We start from the raw sequence: 17,196 nt of genomic DNA, 5'->3' as shown, positions 1-17,196 counted from the left end.
ACAAGTAAGGATTAAAGGAGGATGATGGGTGAATGACATTATACGACGAAATCCAAGAACTGAAACAATTCGAATGTGAAGACCGCTGTGTGCTGAGTGTCTACCTCAATACGAATCCCGCAGACCGTGAAGCACAGAACGGGGCCTGGAAGATCCAGCTGAAGAATGGGCTGAAGCGCCTCGACGAATACTTGACCGTCTCAAAAGATGAAGAAGAGTTGAAAGCCTACAAGGCATTGCGTAAAAAAGTGGAAAAGGAAATAACGGATAATCAAGGCGACCTCCAGAAGGGTGTCGTTATTTTTGCTTCGACTCAAGATGATTTGTTTTGGGTGAAGCATTTGCAGATTTCCGTCAAAACCGATTTCCAATGGGAAAACAAACCAGCGCTTGACCAATTGCGCTATATCTACAAAGCGTATCCATATGCGGGCGTTGTGCTGCCGAGCTTTAAAGGCATCCGCGTGCTCGATACCTCTGTCGGCATCGTCAATGAAGAAGTCTATTATGAATTCGATGCAGGCCTGGAAGTATGGACAGAACAAAAAGGTGTCAGAAGCTCAGGGCGCATTCAAGGGCGCAGCGGCGCCGGGTCGACTGGCGGCGGTGCTGCTGGCGGAAATAGCCCGGTCATCGGAGGCAGCGGCGGCGGAAGCCCGACCGACGAACTGGACCATCGCCTGAAAGAAAACTTGGACCGCTTCTATAAAGACATGGGCTCGAAAATCGAGAAGCTGAAAAAAGAGCGGCGCTGGGAAGAAATCCACGTCATCGGAGAAGCTGAACATGCCCAGTCGTTTTCGAAAGTGCTCCACAAAAAGCCGAATAGCTGCATCCACAAAAACCTGATCAATAACAGTGCAGATAAGATCTTGCACGAAGTGTTCGAGAAATAACAAAAAGCTCCGGGGCTAACCGGAGCTTTTTTAATTGGGCTGCGGGCAGAACGTGCAGGTGCCGAACGCAGATAATTCTTTATACAAGCAGCAAGTTTTCCGCATCGGCCCGGAAACTGCCCGTTCCAGCGGCGTGGTGCCGATGAAATTTCGCCACTGGGATTTGCGTAGCGGTTCCCAATTCAGGTCATCCATCAGCCAGTCGATATCTTCTGCGGCTATCCGTGGATGCTGCTGTTGAAGAGTAGCGTAATACCAGGCAAGTGAACCGAGTACGTTTTCCCAGCACGTAATCGGTGAGATCTTTGCATGGTTGCGCAATTGCTCGAGCAGTGCGCTTGTTTGCCCGATCAATATATAATGGAAAGCTTCACTTGTTTGCCCGGCAGGTATTTCGACGAAGTCAGCTGAATCGACGTGAAACGAAATGAGCGGCAAGCCGTAATTGTGCATCCGGCCATAGCGCAGATTTTCGGGAGGTGTCTTGAAATAGCCTCCATGCTTATGGATTAAGCTGAATTGTGCTGTCACGAACAACGCGATTTGGCGGAAAAAATAAGAAACTGCGACCCCGTTGTTTTCCGTCCCGCACCAATCCTTTAACTCTTCAATCAATATTTCGGGATTGGAAGAAAAGGGATAGGCAGAAATACGGTCAACGATGACAGATTGCATTTGAAGTGATTGTTTGGCAGCCATAGGCAAGTGCATCTCAATTCCCCCTTTTTCTCCATGCTACCGGAAGTGGGTGGGACTGCCAAGTATCATAAAAGCCGCTTTCCTGAATCGGAAAGCGGCTTTTGCTATTTAAACGGATTGCAGGGCGATGGCTGGGCCGAAGAATTCATAGTGGATCTGCTCATCAGACATGCCGATTGCATGCAATTCGCTGATCATTTTCTCCATGAAAGGAACGGGTCCACAGACGTACACTTCGCCGCTTACATCGACCATGTCTTCCAAGATTTCGCGCGTGATATAGCCTTGCGGTTCATCGGAATACAAAGTTTTGTATTTGGCATTGTCCATCGTCGCGACGTATTTTTGGACGTCTTTGTCGAAAGCATGCAAAGTTTCGTTGCGTGCTGCATGAAGGAAGGAAACCGGGCGTTCCGGTGTTTGCGTGGCAACCGTTTCGAACATACTCATCATTGGGGTAATGCCGACACCGCCGCTGACGAAAGCGACAGGCGTCTCGCGTTTTGCGTCGAGCACAAATTCACCTGCAGGAGCACTAACTTCAAGACGCTCGCCTTCGTTCATGTTTTCGTGCAGGTAGACGGATACCAGGCCGTTCGGGTCATTATCGGCTTCGCGTTTGACGGAAATGCGGAACTCATCGGGACGTGATGCTTGGGACAAGCTGTATTGGCGGTTGAAGAGGAACTCTTCTCCAGGGATCGCAAGGCGGAGCGTGATGTATTGGCCAGCTTTATAGCTTGGCACATTGTTGCCATCAGCCGGTTTTAAATAGAACGAAGTGATGTTTTCACTTTCTTTCACTTTGCGCGCAATCGTGAAGTCTTTGAAGAAGCTCCAGCCGTTTTCCTGGGTTTCGGATTTTTCGTACATGCCGTTTTCGATACTGATAAAGACATCGGCAATGACGCCATATGCTTCTGCCCAGGCATTGATGACCTCATCTGTTGCCGCATCGCCAAGCACTTCTTTGATTGCTTTCAGCAAATATTCACCGACGATTGGGTAATGTTCAGCTTTAACGCCAAGGCTGACGTGTTTGTTGGCGATCTGGACAACTGCTGGAAGGATCGCTTCGAGATTATCGATGTGCACTGCAGCTGCATACACCGTATTGGCAAGCGCCGCTTGTTGGCGGCCTTGTTTTTGGTTTGCTTGGTTAAAGATATTTAAGAGTTCCGGATGCGCTTCGAACATATTGCTGTAAAAGACGGTTGTGATGGTTTTTCCGTGTTCAGCTAATACAGGGGCGGTGGATTTGACGATGGTTCTTGTTTGTTCGGATAACATAGTCAATCTCTCCTTTTGTTTTCTATAATCCCACTATAAACCGAAAGGAATTTTAAAGATATATTTAAAATACATCTTTAAAATTTAGACACATTTCATTTCACAGAAAAGTCACACATGCAATAATGGGCTGAAAAAGCCCCGATTCTGCAGATGCGTTTCCTTTTCAGAAATTATGGCGGCGCGTATAATGGACGTTCAGGGAAGGTGAAACCAATGAGATTAACGATGTATACGGATTATTCATTGCGCGTACTCATCTATTTGGGGACAAAAGAAGACGGCAAATTGACAACTATACAGGAAATTTCCGATGCTTATCATATATCTAAAAACCATTTGATGAAAGTGACGTTTGAACTCGGCAAAGCGGGATTTATCGAAACGGTGAGGGGCAGGGGAGGCGGTATCCGATTGGCGGACCGTCCTGAGAATATCAATGTCGGAAAGGTCGTCCGCCAAATGGAAGAAGATTTCCACTTGGTAGAATGTTTCAATCCAGAGACCAATACTTGCCCGATTTCCCCAATCTGCGGATTGCGCGGCGTTCTTGGCAAAGCGTTGCATGCCTATTTGTCGGTATTGGATGAATATAATTTGCAAGATCTTCTATTTAATAAAGAAGGATTGCGTGATCTGTTGCGCACGTAAAAAGCCTCCGCTATCGGAGGCTTTTTTTATAATTCGATTGTTTGGGGGTCTTTGCCTTTGCGGTTCATCAAACGGACACGCGTTGGCGTAATTGCCAGGATGATCAAGTTCGGGTCTTCTGGGCCGTCGAACCAGCCGGTCAAGTGTTCGTTCCACACTTTGTCGATCATTTCGCGGTCATCCCGCAGCGACATCTGACCTTCGATTTCGAGGAAGCTATCGCCGACGCCTTCCCCTTCGTAGCCGAGCAAGATATGGGCGTTTGGATTTTTCTCCAATTCATCTACTTTTTGTGTCTGCTTGCTTGTAGCTGTATACAAAGTAAACTCGTCATTGAAAAACGTCATATACCGGGAATGCGGCTTCTCGTCTTTGATCGTTGCCAAAGTCCCAATCATGCTGTCTTCCAAGATTTTCAATGCTTGCTGTTTCAGTTGCTCTTGTGCCATTCAAATCTCTCCTTTGCGGTAATATCATTTGTCAAAGAAACTGCGGGCGAGATGCCCACAGGTAGAGTCAGTCAGGGTTTTTTTCCTCGCTAGCTGAATCATCTTTTGTATCACGCGGATTTTTTTCGTCTTGCATGTCCTGCTTTAAGTCTTCCAACGGAATGGAGTCCACGTTCATTTCTTCTTCATGCATTTCTGTCATCGTTTCTTTATCGGTTTTTACTTGCTCAGGATTGTCCATTGGAGCACCGTCGCTTGATTTGCGTTCCTTTTCATTGAAACGTTCTTTTTCTGCCATGGTTAGCACCTCTCCTTTAGCGTTCTTCTTTATCTATTCCTTAATTGAAGTGCTTTAAAACATTAGAGCTTGCTGGTGCAAACAGGCTGGCGTATGATTAATGGGTAGGACTAATTAATGGGGATGGCTATACAATGACCCAACAAGCGAAAATAAATGTGGGCGGCCTGAATTTTGAGTGGGACCTTTCGCAAGGGCGCTTCCTATTTGAAGGGCAGAATGCAGTTCTGTTTTGGACCTCTACTGCTATGAAGATGTTCTTTGATTCCATTGAGGAAATTTCGGGTGAGGAAGCAGCAGCGGTAGTTTTGGAGTCGACAGGATTTCGCCAAGGCCAAGTAGTCGGTGAGTATTTTCATAAAATGGGTGGTATCTCAGTATTGAAAGCATCTGAACTCATCACCAATACATACGCTTCAGCTGGCTGGGGTGTGGCCTCTATCCACAACTTAGATATGGCAGCCGGAACTTTAGAAGTGACGCTGAAAAATAGCTGGGAATATCAGATCAACCTGGCACAAGGAAAAAAGACTGGCGGCAGTTTTTTGCCGGCCCATTATGCAGGAATCTTCAGCTCGCTTCTGGACCGCAGCGTTTGGTATGAAGTGGTCCACTCGCAAATCGAAGGGCATGATGAATGCCTGATTCGCTATTTCCCGTCAGACGAGACGATTGAAAAGAACATCCATACGCTGGCACGCCGCAAGGAATCGGAGAAAATCCGCGAACTTGAACAGTTGGTGGATGAAAAGACAGCGGATCTTCATGACATGATCAGTGAAATCTCTTCTCCGCTTATTCCAGTGCTGGAAGATATTGTCGTCGTTCCGCTTCTTGGGCGTTACGATGAAGCGCGTGCCGAAGAGTTATTGATCAAAACGCTTGAAAATTTACCGAAATACAAAGCGCGCTACTTGCTGCTCGATTTGACTGGACTCAATGAGAGCTTCAATCAGCACGCGGCGATGCTGATCGAAAAATTAGGTTCTGCTGCGAATTTGATCGGCACAAAGACGGTGCTAGCCGGCATTTCGCCGCATACCAGCATAATGATAACAGAAGCGGGCGTAGACCTGTCAGGCTATGAATGCTTCCGTACACTTCAACACAGCATTCACTTTGCTTTGGCACAGAATGGCAAGACAATAATTTAATCACAAAACTTTCCCTATTCGCAGAAACGCATAGGGAAAGCTTTTTTGGATATTATTGAATAAATTGGATAAAAATTAAAGGAAAAACTATTTAGTATATTGAGATTTCTTGAAAAAAATGATAAGCTCGATTAGAACTATACATAGCTGACCACTGGGGGAGCCGGAATTGACTGGCTGAGACGAGCGAATGCTTGGACCCCTTGAACCTGATCTGGACCATGCCAGCGTAGGGAAGTGGTGCGTATGCTTCCTTTTGCCTGCATACACCGCTTCCCCATGGGAAAGCGGTGTTTTTTTATGGGCTTTGGAGTCATGCATAAGCTGAGAGGAGTTGAGATATTTTGGAGGAAACATGGGGCTATATGGAGTCGGGGCTTTGCACGCCGGCCCACAATATGGCAATGGACGAAGCATTAATGAACTGGCAGCGCAATACAGGCATGAAGCCTGTACTCCGATTCTACGGATGGGCGCCAGCCGGAATTTCAGTGGGATTTTTCCAGAAACTGAATGGCAGCATCGATCTCGAAAAAGCCGCGCAAATGGGCATCCCCCTGGTCAGGAGACAGACTGGCGGAAAAGCCGTACTCCATGACCAGGAATTGACTTACAGCGTGGTGATACCGGAACATCATCCATCCATGCCGAAATCAGTAAAAGAAGCGTATTTGGTCATTTCTCGAGGCTTGCTTGAAGGTTACCGCAATTTAGGGATTCAAGCACAACTGGCTGCGGAGAAGAAGCGTTCGAAAGAATCTTCAGCGGTCTGCTTTGAAGAACCTTCTTGGCATGAATTGACTGTTGAGGGTCGAAAAGCGGCAGGAAGCGCGCAGACCAGAAAACAAGGCATCATTTTGCAGCACGGCTCGATTCCGCTGCAGTTGGATGAAAACCAGTTGTTCGAATTGTTCGTGTACCCGAGTGAAGCGGTGAAGGAAAGGGCGCGCCAAGCTTTCCGAACACGCGCCGTTGCAATCAACGAACTAATGCAACAACCGGCAAGTTTAGAAGAAGTGCAGAAAGCATTCAAGGATGGATTTGAAACGGGGCTTGGCATCCGTTTGGAAAAATTTGAACCGCCAGCTGAACTGCTGGAACAAGTGCGCGTGCTCGAAGCCAAATATGCAAGCGAAGAGTGGAATCACAGACGAGAAGAGAAAGGGGAACTTATGCGATGACAAAAACAAAGCAGCGTGAACGTAAACCCGAATGGCTGAAAGTGAAATTGAACACGAACGAAACTTATAATGATCTGAAGAAATTGATGCGGGAGAAAAACTTGAACACTGTATGTGAAGAAGCGAGATGCCCGAATATCCATGAATGCTGGAGTGAACGCCGCACCGCGACCTTCATGATTTTGGGGGATACGTGCACAAGAGCGTGCCGGTTCTGCGCCGTCAAGACGGGGTTGCCGAACGAACTGGATTGGGGCGAGCCGGAGCGCGTAGCGGAATCGACGGAAATCATGAACTTGAAGCATGTGGTCGTTACAGCAGTCGCCCGCGATGATTTGAAAGATGGCGGAGCTGCAGTCTTTGCGGAAACCGTCCGCGCCATCCACCGGAAAATGCCGGAGACCACCGTCGAAATCTTGCCGTCTGATATGAAAGGCGATTACGAAAGCCTGCATATGTTGATGAGCAGCGAACCAGATATTTTCAACCATAATATTGAAACAGTGCGCCGCCTGACCAAACGGGTCCGTGCGAGAGCGACTTACGACCGTTCACTGGAATTGCTATTGCGGGTCAAGGAAATCGCGCCGCATGTGCCGACCAAATCGAGCATCATGGTCGGGCTCGGAGAAACGAAAGAAGAGATTATTGAAGCGATGGATGATTTATTGGCTCACAAAGTCGATATCATGACGATTGGACAATATTTGCAGCCGACATTGAAGCATTTGGATGTCGTTCGTTACTACCATCCGGACGAGTTCCAGGAATTGAAGGATATCGCATTGGCAAAAGGTTTCAAGCATTGCGAGGCCGGCCCAATGGTGCGTTCTTCATACCATGCCGATGAGCAAGTGAACGAAACTGCTGTCCAGAAACGCATCAAATACATGAAAGGCGTCGAATCGACTGGCGCAAAAATCGACCGCATCGAATTTTGAAATAGCGGAGCCAGTGTATAGAAACCTTTCTTAGAGGAGGGCTTGAATTGAGAAAAACATTTGCTAAGGCTGTGCTGCTATCCACTGCGCTGTTGGTTATGAGCGCATGCAGCCCGTTGTTTGCAGCAGAGGAACCAGACCTCTTCGAGTATGAAGGGGCGGCGGTCGGGAATAACAGTGCCGTCCTCAACACCCTTAACCGGCTGCCGGGTGCAGAGCATCTTACAGGCTTTGAATTGGAGACGAAACAACAGCCTTACGGAATCACCGCCTCTTACGATTGGGAAGAGGCCACACCATCGGATAAGGAAACAGCGGCCCATAATGCGACGTATTTGTTTACGTTGATCGACAATGTCGAGTGGGTCCAATTTGACTTCGACACAGGGGCAGGCGTGGAACAATACCGGCTAACGAGAGAGCAATTGCAAGCTTGGTACGGAGTGGATTTGACCGGAATTGATGAACAAGAGAAACTAGAAGAACTACTCGAACAGTATTTGGATGAAGGCCAAAAAATTGACGCGCTGTTAACACAACCTTAAAACTGTATGAAACCTAAAAAAAGCAGTGGCATTGTGCCGCTGCTTTTTTTGTATTGAATCGTGCTGAAAAGATTTCCCAGGAAATTGATAGAGGAAACCGGTTATTTTGCGATTTTTGCGACTTCCACAATCACTTGAGTCGCTTTTTCCATGTTTTCAGCGGAGATGAACTCGAATTTGCCGTGATAGTTTTCGCCGCCTGTGAAGATGTTCGGCGTCGGCAAGCCCATATAAGATAATTGGGATCCGTCCGTGCCGCCGCGTACCGGGATGATGTCGGGTGATAGGCCCAGTGTTTTCATCGCTTGTTCGGCCTGGTCGACGATTTCCATTACCGGCTCGATTTTCTCGCGCATATTATAGTACTGGTCTTCAAGCTCGAGTTCGATTGCTTCTTTCCCGAACTCTTCTTGCAATTCAGCCGCGACTTTTTCCATATGGCGTTTTTTCGCTTTGAATTTGTCTTTATCGAAATCGCGCACAATATACTGAAGCACCGCTTGTTCGACGGAACCGTTGAAATTGTTCAAGTGGATAAAGCCTTCATAGCCTTCCGTTTTCTCAGGTACTTCATTAGATGGCATTTCAGCCTGGAAGCGCGTTGCGACCGTAATGGCGTTGACCATCTTGTCTTTTGCGGAACCGGGATGGACGCTTGTCCCGTGGACTGTCAATTTCGCGCTCGCGGCATTAAAGCTTTCGTATTGAAGCTCGCCAAGCGGTCCACCGTCCATCGTGTACGCATAATCGGCGCCGAAACGGTCGACATCGAATTTATGCGGGCCGCGGCCAATTTCCTCATCCGGCGTGAAGCCAACGCGAATTTTGCCGTGCTCGATTTCAGGGTGTTCGATCAAATATTCCATTGCAGTCATGATTTCGGCAATTCCTGCTTTGTTGTCGGCACCGAGCAAAGTCGTACCGTCTGTCGTGATCAAAGTATGGCCGATGTAATTCTGCAAGGCCGGGAAATCAGCCGTTTTCATCGTCACTTTGTCGTTTAATGAAATGTCTTTCCCATCGTAATCTTCGATGCGCTGCGGGTTGACGCCTTTTCCGGTGAAGTCGGTGGCTGTGTCGACATGTGCCAGAAAGCCGATGACAGGGCGCTGTTCTTCAGTGTTCGCCGGCAAAGTGCCGAATAAATAGCCGTGATCGTCCACTTCGACTTCCTCTAAGCCAATGTTCTTCATTTCTTTTTCCAATTCAGCGAGTAAATCCCATTGCCCAGGTGTAGAGGGAGTTGCGTCATTTTCAAAATCGGATTGCGTATCGATTTTGGCGTAGCGAATCAGGCGTTCGATCAATTTTTCGATCATGGTAGAGCCTCCTATGTATGTAATGACTCCATTTTAACACGAAATTCGAAATACATAGAAAAACCAGCGCAGGGGCGCTGGTTTTCAACTTGTCGAGAAAGGTAAGAAGTCGTATTTTCCGAAGCTTATCGCTCGCTTTCCGTGGGGCGGGAATCGAGCCTCCTCGTCACTGAAAACGTTGCTCAACTCTCACTGCGTTCGAGCATCGCAAATGAATGTGCTCAGCCAAGCTTCGCCCATTCATTCCTTGCGGGGTCTCGGTCGTCTCGTCGCTTACGCTGCTCCACTGGAAAGATAAGGTCGATCTACGGGAGACCTTATCTTTGCGAAGTAATGCGCAGCATTATTGAGCAGAAGGGCTTACGAGCGAACTCTTCTCCAAATACTAAGATAATCCATTGATTTTCTATTGTAGAAAAGTTGATCGCCTTTTTGATTCGTTGTAGATTACAGACTTCTTCCACACTTTTTAAAAACCAGCGCAGGGGGTAGTGCACCCCAAAAGTTAGAGTTCAAATCTAACTTTTGGGGTGTTTTTATATGGCGAAATATAGCGAAGAATTTAAGTTGAAGCTAGTGAAGGAATACGCAGAAGGAAAGCTGGGGTATAGACGCTTAGCCCTCAAATACGGCTTGCCAGATCCCTCTCCGATTATGCGCTGGGTTCGGGCGTATCAAGAGTTTGGCCTTAAAGCCTTGCGGAGAAAGCAGACAAAACAAGTGTATTCTGTTCAATTCAAAGTGGATGTATTACACTTTATGAAACAAACAGGTGCTTCTTACCAAGACACAGCGATCCATTTCAAGATGAACAATCCTTCACTCATTGTGAATTGGAACCGTCGAGTTCTGGCGAAAGGGGTAAAAGGCCTGGAAGCACGAGCGAAAGGACGGCCCTCCATGTCAAAAAAACCAAAACCGATCAAGAACGAAAAGCCCCTGTCTCGGGAAGCGCAATTGGAACGGGAGAATGAGCTCCTTCGTTTGGAAGTAGCGTATTTAAAAAAGTTAAAAGCTTTCCAGGAGAATCCGGATGCCTTCCTCGAAAAGCACAAGCAGGGCTGGCGTTCGAACTCCACGAAGAAGGGTTCCGATTAACGGATGTGCTGAACATCGTCGATCTTCCAGAAGCGACCTACCATTACCATCGCCAGCGATTTGATTGTGAAGACCCGGACCGGGAGTGGAAAGCAGTGATCCGGACGCTCTTCGAGAAACACCAAGGCCGTTACGGATACCGGCGGATTCATCTGGAATTGCGAGCACAGCGATACGACATCAACCATAAGAAAGTCCAGCGTCTCATGCGAGACTTGGGATTGAACTGCGTGAAATTCGTCCGGAAATCCCGCTACAAGTCGTATAAGGGGAAAGTCGGAACCCTCGCTAAAAACCGGATGAACCGCAGGTTTTCCACACCGTATGCCCTGCAGAAACTGACAACAGATGTCACCGAGTTCAAATGTACGGGCGAACAAAAACTTTATTTAAGTCCAGTGATGGATCTCTATAACGGCGAAGTCATTGGGTTCAGTATGGCCAAACGACCGACGCTGGAATTCGTGATGGAATCACTTAACCAAGCCCTGCCAGTGATTCAGGAACAAGCGGTTTACCGGACCACCCTCCATTCCGATCAAGGGTGGCATTACCAGCACGTTGCCTGGGTGAAAGCGTTAAAAAAATAACGCATCTTCCAGAGCATGTCCCGAAAAGGGACCTGTGCCGACAATGCGGCCATGGAAAATTTCTTTGGTCTCCTAAAGCAAGAGATGTATTACGGAGAAACGTTGGTTTCGTATGAAGAGTTAAAACAGCGGATTGAACACTATATCGATTACTACAACAATGAACGCATTAAACAAAAATTGGCCGGCATGAGCCCGGTGAAATACCGAGCACATGCCAGCCAATTAGCTGCATGAACTAAACTCTAACTTTAAGGGGTCACTACCAGGGGCGCTGGTTTTTAATCTTGTTGTTTGGCGGCGAGTGAGCGGATATGGGCTTGTTTGACTTGCGCCAGTAATGCGTGTTCAGTCAGCAAACGATAACCTGTTTGCGCCAATGCTTTTGCGCCTTTGATCAAGGCTTCGTCGCCTGCTTTTGAACGGGCGGCTTCCCGGAATTGTTCGGTATGGGCAATGAGGCTTTCAGGGCCGATTTTGATATAGCCGTGGGCAGTCGGCACTTCATAGCTGATATTGCCGGCATCGGTCGAACCGAGCCCGGAAATACGTGAGTCGGCTACGTTGTCGCCCAGTGTTTCAAGTTCGGCTTTAAGGATTTCATCTAGCTCAGGCGTGACGACAAGATCTTTCACTTCATTCTGGAAACGTTCGATTTCGACACGGGCGCCTGTCGCCAGGGCAGCGCCTTCAGCGATGGCACGCACTTTTTTCGCCGTCTCGGCTGTTTTTTTCCAAGAATCGCCGCGGATGTAGAAGCGGGCAGAAGCGTATTCCGGGATGATATTCGGCGCGTCGCCCCCGTGCGTGATGATGCCATGTACCCGTGCATCATCCGGCAATTGTTGGCGAAGGGCATTGATGCCGTTAAACAATTGCAGCACGGCATCGAGAGCATTGATGCCCTTTTCGGGAGACCCGGCAGCATGAGCAGGCTTGCCGTAGAAATGAAAACTCAGCGGGTCGACAGCAAGCGAAGGTCCTGTAACAGCCGAGTTTCCGGATGGGTGAAGCATCAATGCGGCATCGATTTTTTCAAGCAGGCCGTGTTTGACGAAACTTCCTTTCGCACTGCCATTCGGTCCGCCTTCTTCGGCAGGGGTGCCGAGGACGACGACGCGCCCGCCAGTCAATTCCAATGTTTTACTGAGCGCAATGGCTGCTGCGACACTGGTCGTGCCGATAATATTGTGTCCGCACGCATGGCCGATGCCCGGCAAGGCGTCGTATTCAGCAAGAAAAGCGACAGTCGGTCCGGGCTTGTGGCTGTCGCGAACTGCGTAAAAAGCGGTGTGGTGGCCAGCGACACCGTCTTCTACCTGGAATCCGGCTTCTTCGAGTAATCCAGTCAAGAGGCCGCTCGCGAACACTTCTTCGTTGCCGATTTCCGGGTTTTCATGGATGGCATGGCTGATGCGTAAATATTGAGCACGGTTCTTGTCGATCGATTCCGTAATCGTCTCGCGTGCTTCGCTAATGATGGTCATGTGATTGTCCCCCTCGAATGGAATTTCATTTTTAACGGCGTGCAACTGCAGAGTGACTGTCTTCTTATTGGTAATCAACTAATTCTTCAACCGAAACGAAAGTCGGGATTTGAGCGCCTTCTGTGTGTTCGATGACAAATTCAGCTGTGTCTTCTTCTTGGTACAATTCGACGATGCGCTGATACGCTTCGTTATCTTCTTCGCCAGCTTGTGCGGCTATCAGGTTGATATAAGGTTTTGCCGTATCGCTTTCACGGGCAATCGGGTCTTCTGTCGGGTTCAATCCTGCATCCACTGCGATGCCGTTGTTGACGATGGAAGCAGCCACGTCAGCCATAGCGCGCGGCGTATGGGCGGAAGTCATCGGGACGACTTCAATGTTTTTCGGGTTGTCGATAATGTCTTCTGCTGTTCCGGTCAATCCGGCGTCATCGGATAAAGTGATGAGCCCGGATTCATCGAGCAAGAGGAGTGCGCGGCCCATGTTGGTCGCTTCATTCGGCATAGCGATTTGGGCGCCTTCGGGAAGTTCTTCGATGGATTCGTATTTGTCGGAATACAAGCCCATCGGCGCAATGACGGTAGAGCCGATCGGTACGATGTCGACATTGTGCTCTTCGACAAATTCATCGAAATACGAGATGGTCTGGAAGGCGTTCAAGTCGAGTTCGCCTTCAGCAAGTGCCAAGTTCGGGGCCACATAATCCGAGAAGGTGATGATGTCGAGTTCGATGCCTTCTTTAGCGGCTTTGTCGCCGACATAATCCCAAATCGTCGTGTCCGATCCACTGATGCCAAGTGTTACTTTCGTGGTTTCGCCTGCTGAGCTATCGTCTCCACATGCGCCGAGAAGCGCGGCGATGCCTGCTGTTGCTAAAAGAGCTGTAATTTTTTTCATGATGAAATCCTCCAATGGTTTTTTTGAGTGATTGTGCTGATGAATAAATCGCTTGATTGAATTTAATTGATGTGAATAAAAGGACTTAGCTCCGGCGTACTCTGCGGGACATGAGGTTGCCGAGCGATTGGACGCCCTGCACAAGGACGACCAGAATCGCGACAGTCAAGAGCATGACCAATGTGTCGAAGCGCTGATAGCCGTAAGTGATGGCCAAGTCGCCGAGTCCGCCGCCTCCAATCGCGCCAGCCATGGCGGATGCGCCGATCAGGCCGACGATAGCGATGGTCAATGCCAGGACAAGCGAGCTGAGCGCTTCCGGGATAAGGAAGCGGAAAATAATCTGGCCGGGAGAAGCGCCCATCGCCTGAGCTGCTTCGATGACGCCTTTATCGACTTCAAGCAATGAGTTTTCGATGAGGCGGGCGATATACGGCCCTGCGTAAAACACCAATGGAACGATGGCTGCGGCCGTGCCGATCGATGTGCCGACAATGACGCGCGTCAATGGAATGATGGCGACCATTAAGATGATGAATGGAATCGAACGGAAGATATTGATGACGATGTTCAATACGTTAAATACAGCTTCATTTTCAAGCAGATGGCCCTTTCTCGTGACGACCAGCAAGATGCCAAGCGGCAAGCCGATGAAGAGCGAGAAAACGAATGATGCACCCGTCATGTAAAGGGTCTCCCATAAAGCTTCTAAAATTTGCGATTGATCAACCTGCATGTTGCTGCACCTCCTCTACTTGGATATTGTCGTTTCGGATTGAGGCGAGTGCCCGGTCGATTTCTACGAGTGCGCCGTCGAACTCGACAATCAAGTTGCCGTATGGAATGCCTTGGAGTTCTGTAATGTTACCGAACAGCACATTCAAATCGAGCTGGAATTCACGTGACACCCTCGACATGAATGGCTGCCCGACTGAATTCCCGGTAAACTGCACACGGTAAATCGGCCGTGTGCCGTCGTTGTGGCGAATCTGCTCAAGCAACGAATCCGGCAATTCATCGTTCATGACAGAACGGACGAAACGCTTTGTCGTCGCGTGCTGAGGATTGGTGAACACTTCAAACACGCTGCCTTGCTCAATGACGCGTCCTTCTTCAAGCACGGCTACTTTGTCGCAGATTTCCCGGATGACGCCCATTTCGTGTGTAATGAGCAAGATGGTGATATTGTATTCTTGATTGATGCGGCGCAGCAGATCCAGTATGGACTGAGTCGTCTGCGGGTCGAGCGCTGACGTTGCTTCATCGCATAGCAGTATGGACGGGTTTGTGGCGAGTGCCCGCGCAATGCCAATTCGCTGCTTTTGCCCGCCGGACAATTGATCCGGGTATTTTTTCGCTTGGTCGGCAAGCCCGACAAATTCCAATAGTTCCGCCACTTTCCGGTCGACTTCCGCTTTCGGAGTCTTTGCCAGGAGTAGCGGCATCGCGATATTATGATGCACTGTTTTCGAGTTCAGCAAATTGAAATGCTGGAAGATCATGCCGATGTCTTTTCTTGTATCGCGGATTTTGCGTGCGCTTAAAGTGGAAATATCTTCTCCGTGGATGAGCACGCGTCCTGTTGATGGGCGCTCGAGCAAATTCACCGTGCGGATCAACGAGCTTTTTCCTGCGCCGCTGAACCCGATGACGCCGTAAATTTCTCCGGTTTCGACGGTCAAGTCAATGCCATTGAGCGCATGGACTTGCTGCTTGCCGGATACATAAGTTTTCTTGACTGCTTCAAATTGAATCATGGTGTCCCTCCTGTGGCTGCAAATAACGATTCGAATGAGTGCGAACGAACACTTTCTTGAAATAACAACAAAAAGCCCTCTTTTTTCTTATGCGCAAGAAAAAAGAGGGCTTCAAAATATGAAACCATCTCATTCTCATCTTCCAAATGCTAGAGCATTTGCAGGAATTAGCACAGTTTTCGCTGGTTTGCGAATCTGCTGCCGAAACGTCATAGGGCCTGTCCCTCGGTTTCTCTGGATAAGAAAGTGATGTAAGCTATTCAATTCGTGATTCCTACTCTATTTTGAAATAGCGAAAAAGTCAACAGCTTTCACGTAATTTTTTTTCGGTAGATGAGCTACTTATAGTAGTTAAAATTTTTAGAAAAATATCCTTGACTTTAGCCAGGGCTGTCCTCTATACTTTTCCACAAGCAAAAAAATAACTGAATACTCTTATCACGAGAGGCGGAGGGAATAGGCCCTACGATGCCCGGCAACCAACAGGCTCATGTCTGGAAAGGTGCTAAATCCTACAGCGCGCATTTGCGTCGCTGAAAGATAAGAGGAGGCAAATCCGTATATAACGGCCCTCTTCTTTCTGAAGAGGGTCTTTTTGTGTCCTCCTCAAACCGAAAAACTATTACAAAAACAGGAGGAATTGACAATGACAAACTTCAAACCAGAAACTCTTCTATTACACGGCGGCCAAGAGCCGGATCCAGTGACAGGCGCTCGCGGCGTACCGGTCCATAAAACGACTTCTTATGTATTCAAAGATACCGAACACGCACAAAACCTATTCGGCCTGAAAGAAGCGGGCAATATCTACTCGCGTATCATGAACCCGACAGTCGATGTGTTCGAACAGCGCGTCGCACTTCTTGAAGGCGGCACTGCTGCAGTAGCTTTATCATCAGGAATGGCAGCCATTGCATTCTCAGTATTGAATATAGCTGAAGCGGGAGACGAAATTGTTGCCGACAGCAATTTATATGGAGGAACCTATAATCTATTCGCCAACACATTGCCGCGCTATGGCATTAACGTAAAATTCGTCGATGCCACGGACCCTGAAAATTTCCGTGCAGCGATTACGGACAAGACGAAAGCCTTGTTCGGTGAAATTATCGGAAATCCAAGTTTGAACGTGTTCGACGTCGAGCGGGTAGCTAATATCGCACACGAAAATGGCGTACCGCTTTTGATCGATAATACCTTCGCGTCGCCTTTCGTCAGCAACCCGATCGAATTTGGTGCAGATGTAGTCATCCATTCAGCCACGAAATGGATCGGCGGGCACGGAACGACAATCGGCGGCGTAGCGGTCGATGCCGGACGCTTCAACTGGGACAATCCGCGCTTCCCGAATTATACGGAGCCGGATGAATCCTATCACGGCATCCGTTTCGGAATCGATGTACCGGAAGCGGCATTCGCGACGAAATTACGCGTCCAGCTGTTGCGCGATTTCGGTCCATCGCTCAGTGCGGACAGCGCCCACGCACTGCTTCAGGGACTTGAAACTTTGCATCTGCGGATTCCACGCCACGCGACGAACGCACAGAAGGTCGCGGAATATTTGAAAGACCATCCGCAAGTCGAGTGGGTCAATTACCTCGGATTGGAAGGACATCCATCCAAGACACTTGCTGATAAATACTTGAAAGACAGCTATGGTTCGATCGTCAACTTCGGCATCAAAGGCGGACGGGAAGCCGGCCGCAAAGTGATCGATGGCGTTAATTTATGGTCGCACGTGGCGAATGTCGGCGATGCCAAATCATTGATTATCCACCCGGCGTCAACAACACACCAGCAATTGACAGCAGAAGAGTTGAAAAACAGCGGCGTAACGGAAGAGTTGATCCGGTTGTCTGTAGGATTGGAAAACCACGAAGATTTAATCGCTGATTTGGAGCAAGCGATCCAAGCGGCAGTACTCGAGAACGCGTAAGGAGGGA

At 48.6% G+C, this 17,196-nt stretch carries 19 protein-coding genes and 3 riboswitches; of the genes, 10 read left to right on the top strand and 9 right to left on the bottom strand.

Annotated elements, in window-relative coordinates:
• Window positions 1-32 precede the first annotated feature (32 nt).
• Window positions 33-896, top strand: a complete 864-nt coding sequence (locus tag G3255_RS14630) for a VLRF1 family aeRF1-type release factor (RefSeq protein ID WP_211655141.1) — start codon at window positions 33-35, stop codon at window positions 894-896.
• 30 nt (window positions 897-926) lie between these two features.
• Here G3255_RS14630 and G3255_RS14625 read toward each other — a convergent pair whose 3' ends face one another.
• Window positions 927-1,607 carry a hypothetical protein gene (locus tag G3255_RS14625; RefSeq protein WP_211655140.1) on the bottom strand — a complete coding sequence of 227 codons (681 nt, stop codon included), beginning with the start codon at window positions 1,605-1,607 and terminating at the stop codon, window positions 927-929.
• Window positions 1,608-1,703: 96 nt separating this feature from the next.
• Window positions 1,704-2,885, bottom strand: coding sequence for an NO-inducible flavohemoprotein (gene hmpA, locus G3255_RS14620; protein WP_211655139.1), 1,182 nt, complete (start codon window positions 2,883-2,885; stop codon window positions 1,704-1,706).
• A 216-nt stretch (window positions 2,886-3,101) separates the two neighbouring features.
• On the opposite strand from hmpA, the gene G3255_RS14615 reads away from it, so the two are divergent.
• A complete protein-coding gene (locus tag G3255_RS14615) occupies window positions 3,102-3,536 on the top strand; it encodes an RrF2 family transcriptional regulator (protein WP_211655138.1) in 435 nt (144 codons plus the stop codon).
• Window positions 3,537-3,562: 26 nt separating this feature from the next.
• Here the strand turns inward: G3255_RS14615 and G3255_RS14610 are convergent, their stop codons facing one another.
• Window positions 3,563-3,985 (bottom strand): pyridoxamine 5'-phosphate oxidase family protein, encoded by a 423-nt coding sequence (locus G3255_RS14610; RefSeq protein ID WP_211655137.1) that lies wholly within the window; start codon window positions 3,983-3,985, stop codon window positions 3,563-3,565.
• A gap of 67 nt (window positions 3,986-4,052) precedes the next feature.
• A complete protein-coding gene (locus G3255_RS14605) occupies window positions 4,053-4,283 on the bottom strand; it encodes a YczO family protein (protein ID WP_211655136.1) in 231 nt (76 codons plus the stop codon).
• A 134-nt stretch (window positions 4,284-4,417) separates the two neighbouring features.
• Between G3255_RS14605 and G3255_RS14600 the strand changes: the two genes are divergently transcribed.
• From G3255_RS14600 to G3255_RS14585, 4 genes are all read left to right on the top strand, one after another.
• Window positions 4,418-5,437, top strand: a complete 1,020-nt coding sequence (locus G3255_RS14600; protein ID WP_211655135.1) for an STAS domain-containing protein — start codon at window positions 4,418-4,420, stop codon at window positions 5,435-5,437.
• 146 nt (window positions 5,438-5,583) lie between these two features.
• Window positions 5,584-5,690: riboswitch (TPP riboswitch) on the top strand.
• Between the two features lie 88 nt (window positions 5,691-5,778).
• Complete coding sequence (lipM, locus tag G3255_RS14595) at window positions 5,779-6,618, top strand: octanoyltransferase LipM (RefSeq protein WP_211655933.1); 840 nt, start codon at window positions 5,779-5,781, stop codon at window positions 6,616-6,618.
• Window positions 6,615-7,559, top strand: a complete 945-nt coding sequence (lipA, locus tag G3255_RS14590) for a lipoyl synthase (RefSeq protein WP_211655134.1) — start codon at window positions 6,615-6,617, stop codon at window positions 7,557-7,559. Before lipM ends, lipA begins: the two co-directional genes overlap by 4 nt.
• 47 nt (window positions 7,560-7,606) lie before the next feature.
• The gene (locus G3255_RS14585) at window positions 7,607-8,104 is read left to right on the top strand and encodes a DUF4825 domain-containing protein (RefSeq protein ID WP_211655133.1); all 498 of its coding nucleotides are present in this window, start codon (window positions 7,607-7,609) and stop codon (window positions 8,102-8,104) included.
• A gap of 101 nt (window positions 8,105-8,205) precedes the next feature.
• Here the strand turns inward: G3255_RS14585 and pepT are convergent, their stop codons facing one another.
• Window positions 8,206-9,423, bottom strand: coding sequence for a peptidase T (gene pepT / locus G3255_RS14580; RefSeq protein WP_211655132.1), 1,218 nt, complete (start codon window positions 9,421-9,423; stop codon window positions 8,206-8,208).
• A 540-nt stretch (window positions 9,424-9,963) separates the two neighbouring features.
• Here pepT and G3255_RS14575 point away from each other — a divergent pair.
• From G3255_RS14575 to G3255_RS14565, 3 genes are read left to right on the top strand one after another with little or no spacing between them, the layout of a single operon-like run.
• Entirely contained in the window at window positions 9,964-10,521 is a 558-nt protein-coding gene (locus G3255_RS14575; RefSeq protein ID WP_211655131.1) for a helix-turn-helix domain-containing protein, read from the top strand.
• Window positions 10,485-11,111, top strand: a complete 627-nt coding sequence (locus G3255_RS14570; RefSeq protein ID WP_211655932.1) for an IS3 family transposase — start codon at window positions 10,485-10,487, stop codon at window positions 11,109-11,111. Before G3255_RS14575 ends, G3255_RS14570 begins: the two co-directional genes overlap by 37 nt.
• Before the next feature lie 15 nt (window positions 11,112-11,126).
• The gene (locus G3255_RS14565) at window positions 11,127-11,348 is read left to right on the top strand and encodes an IS3 family transposase (protein ID WP_211655130.1); all 222 of its coding nucleotides are present in this window, start codon (window positions 11,127-11,129) and stop codon (window positions 11,346-11,348) included.
• 44 nt (window positions 11,349-11,392) lie between these two features.
• Here the strand turns inward: G3255_RS14565 and G3255_RS14560 are convergent, their stop codons facing one another.
• From G3255_RS14560 to G3255_RS14545, 4 genes are all read right to left on the bottom strand, one after another.
• On the bottom strand, window positions 11,393-12,598 hold the full coding sequence (locus tag G3255_RS14560; protein WP_211655129.1) for a M20 family metallopeptidase: 1,206 nt from the start codon (window positions 12,596-12,598) through the stop codon (window positions 11,393-11,395).
• A gap of 64 nt (window positions 12,599-12,662) precedes the next feature.
• Window positions 12,663-13,496 (bottom strand): MetQ/NlpA family ABC transporter substrate-binding protein, encoded by an 834-nt coding sequence (locus G3255_RS14555; protein ID WP_211655128.1) that lies wholly within the window; start codon window positions 13,494-13,496, stop codon window positions 12,663-12,665.
• A gap of 85 nt (window positions 13,497-13,581) precedes the next feature.
• Complete coding sequence (locus tag G3255_RS14550; RefSeq protein ID WP_211655127.1) at window positions 13,582-14,232, bottom strand: methionine ABC transporter permease; 651 nt, start codon at window positions 14,230-14,232, stop codon at window positions 13,582-13,584.
• Window positions 14,222-15,253 carry a methionine ABC transporter ATP-binding protein gene (locus G3255_RS14545; RefSeq protein ID WP_211655126.1) on the bottom strand — a complete coding sequence of 344 codons (1,032 nt, stop codon included), beginning with the start codon at window positions 15,251-15,253 and terminating at the stop codon, window positions 14,222-14,224. Before G3255_RS14545 ends, G3255_RS14550 begins: the two co-directional genes overlap by 11 nt.
• A gap of 132 nt (window positions 15,254-15,385) precedes the next feature.
• Window positions 15,386-15,498: riboswitch (SAM riboswitch) on the bottom strand.
• Between the two features lie 187 nt (window positions 15,499-15,685).
• Window positions 15,686-15,800, top strand: a riboswitch (SAM riboswitch).
• Between the two features lie 99 nt (window positions 15,801-15,899).
• On the opposite strand from G3255_RS14545, the gene G3255_RS14540 reads away from it, so the two are divergent.
• Window positions 15,900-17,189: an O-acetylhomoserine aminocarboxypropyltransferase/cysteine synthase family protein gene (locus G3255_RS14540; RefSeq protein ID WP_211655125.1), complete on the top strand. Its 1,290-nt coding sequence runs from the start codon at window positions 15,900-15,902 to the stop codon at window positions 17,187-17,189.
• The last annotated feature ends 7 nt before the right edge of the window (window positions 17,190-17,196 follow it).

The organism is Planococcus sp. MSAK28401 (assembly GCF_018283455.1).
Lineage (GTDB): Bacteria > Bacillota > Bacilli > Bacillales_A > Planococcaceae > Planococcus > Planococcus alpniumensis.
The sequence above is the reverse complement of the archived record's forward strand: the minus strand, read 5'-3'. Positions and strand labels throughout refer to the sequence as shown.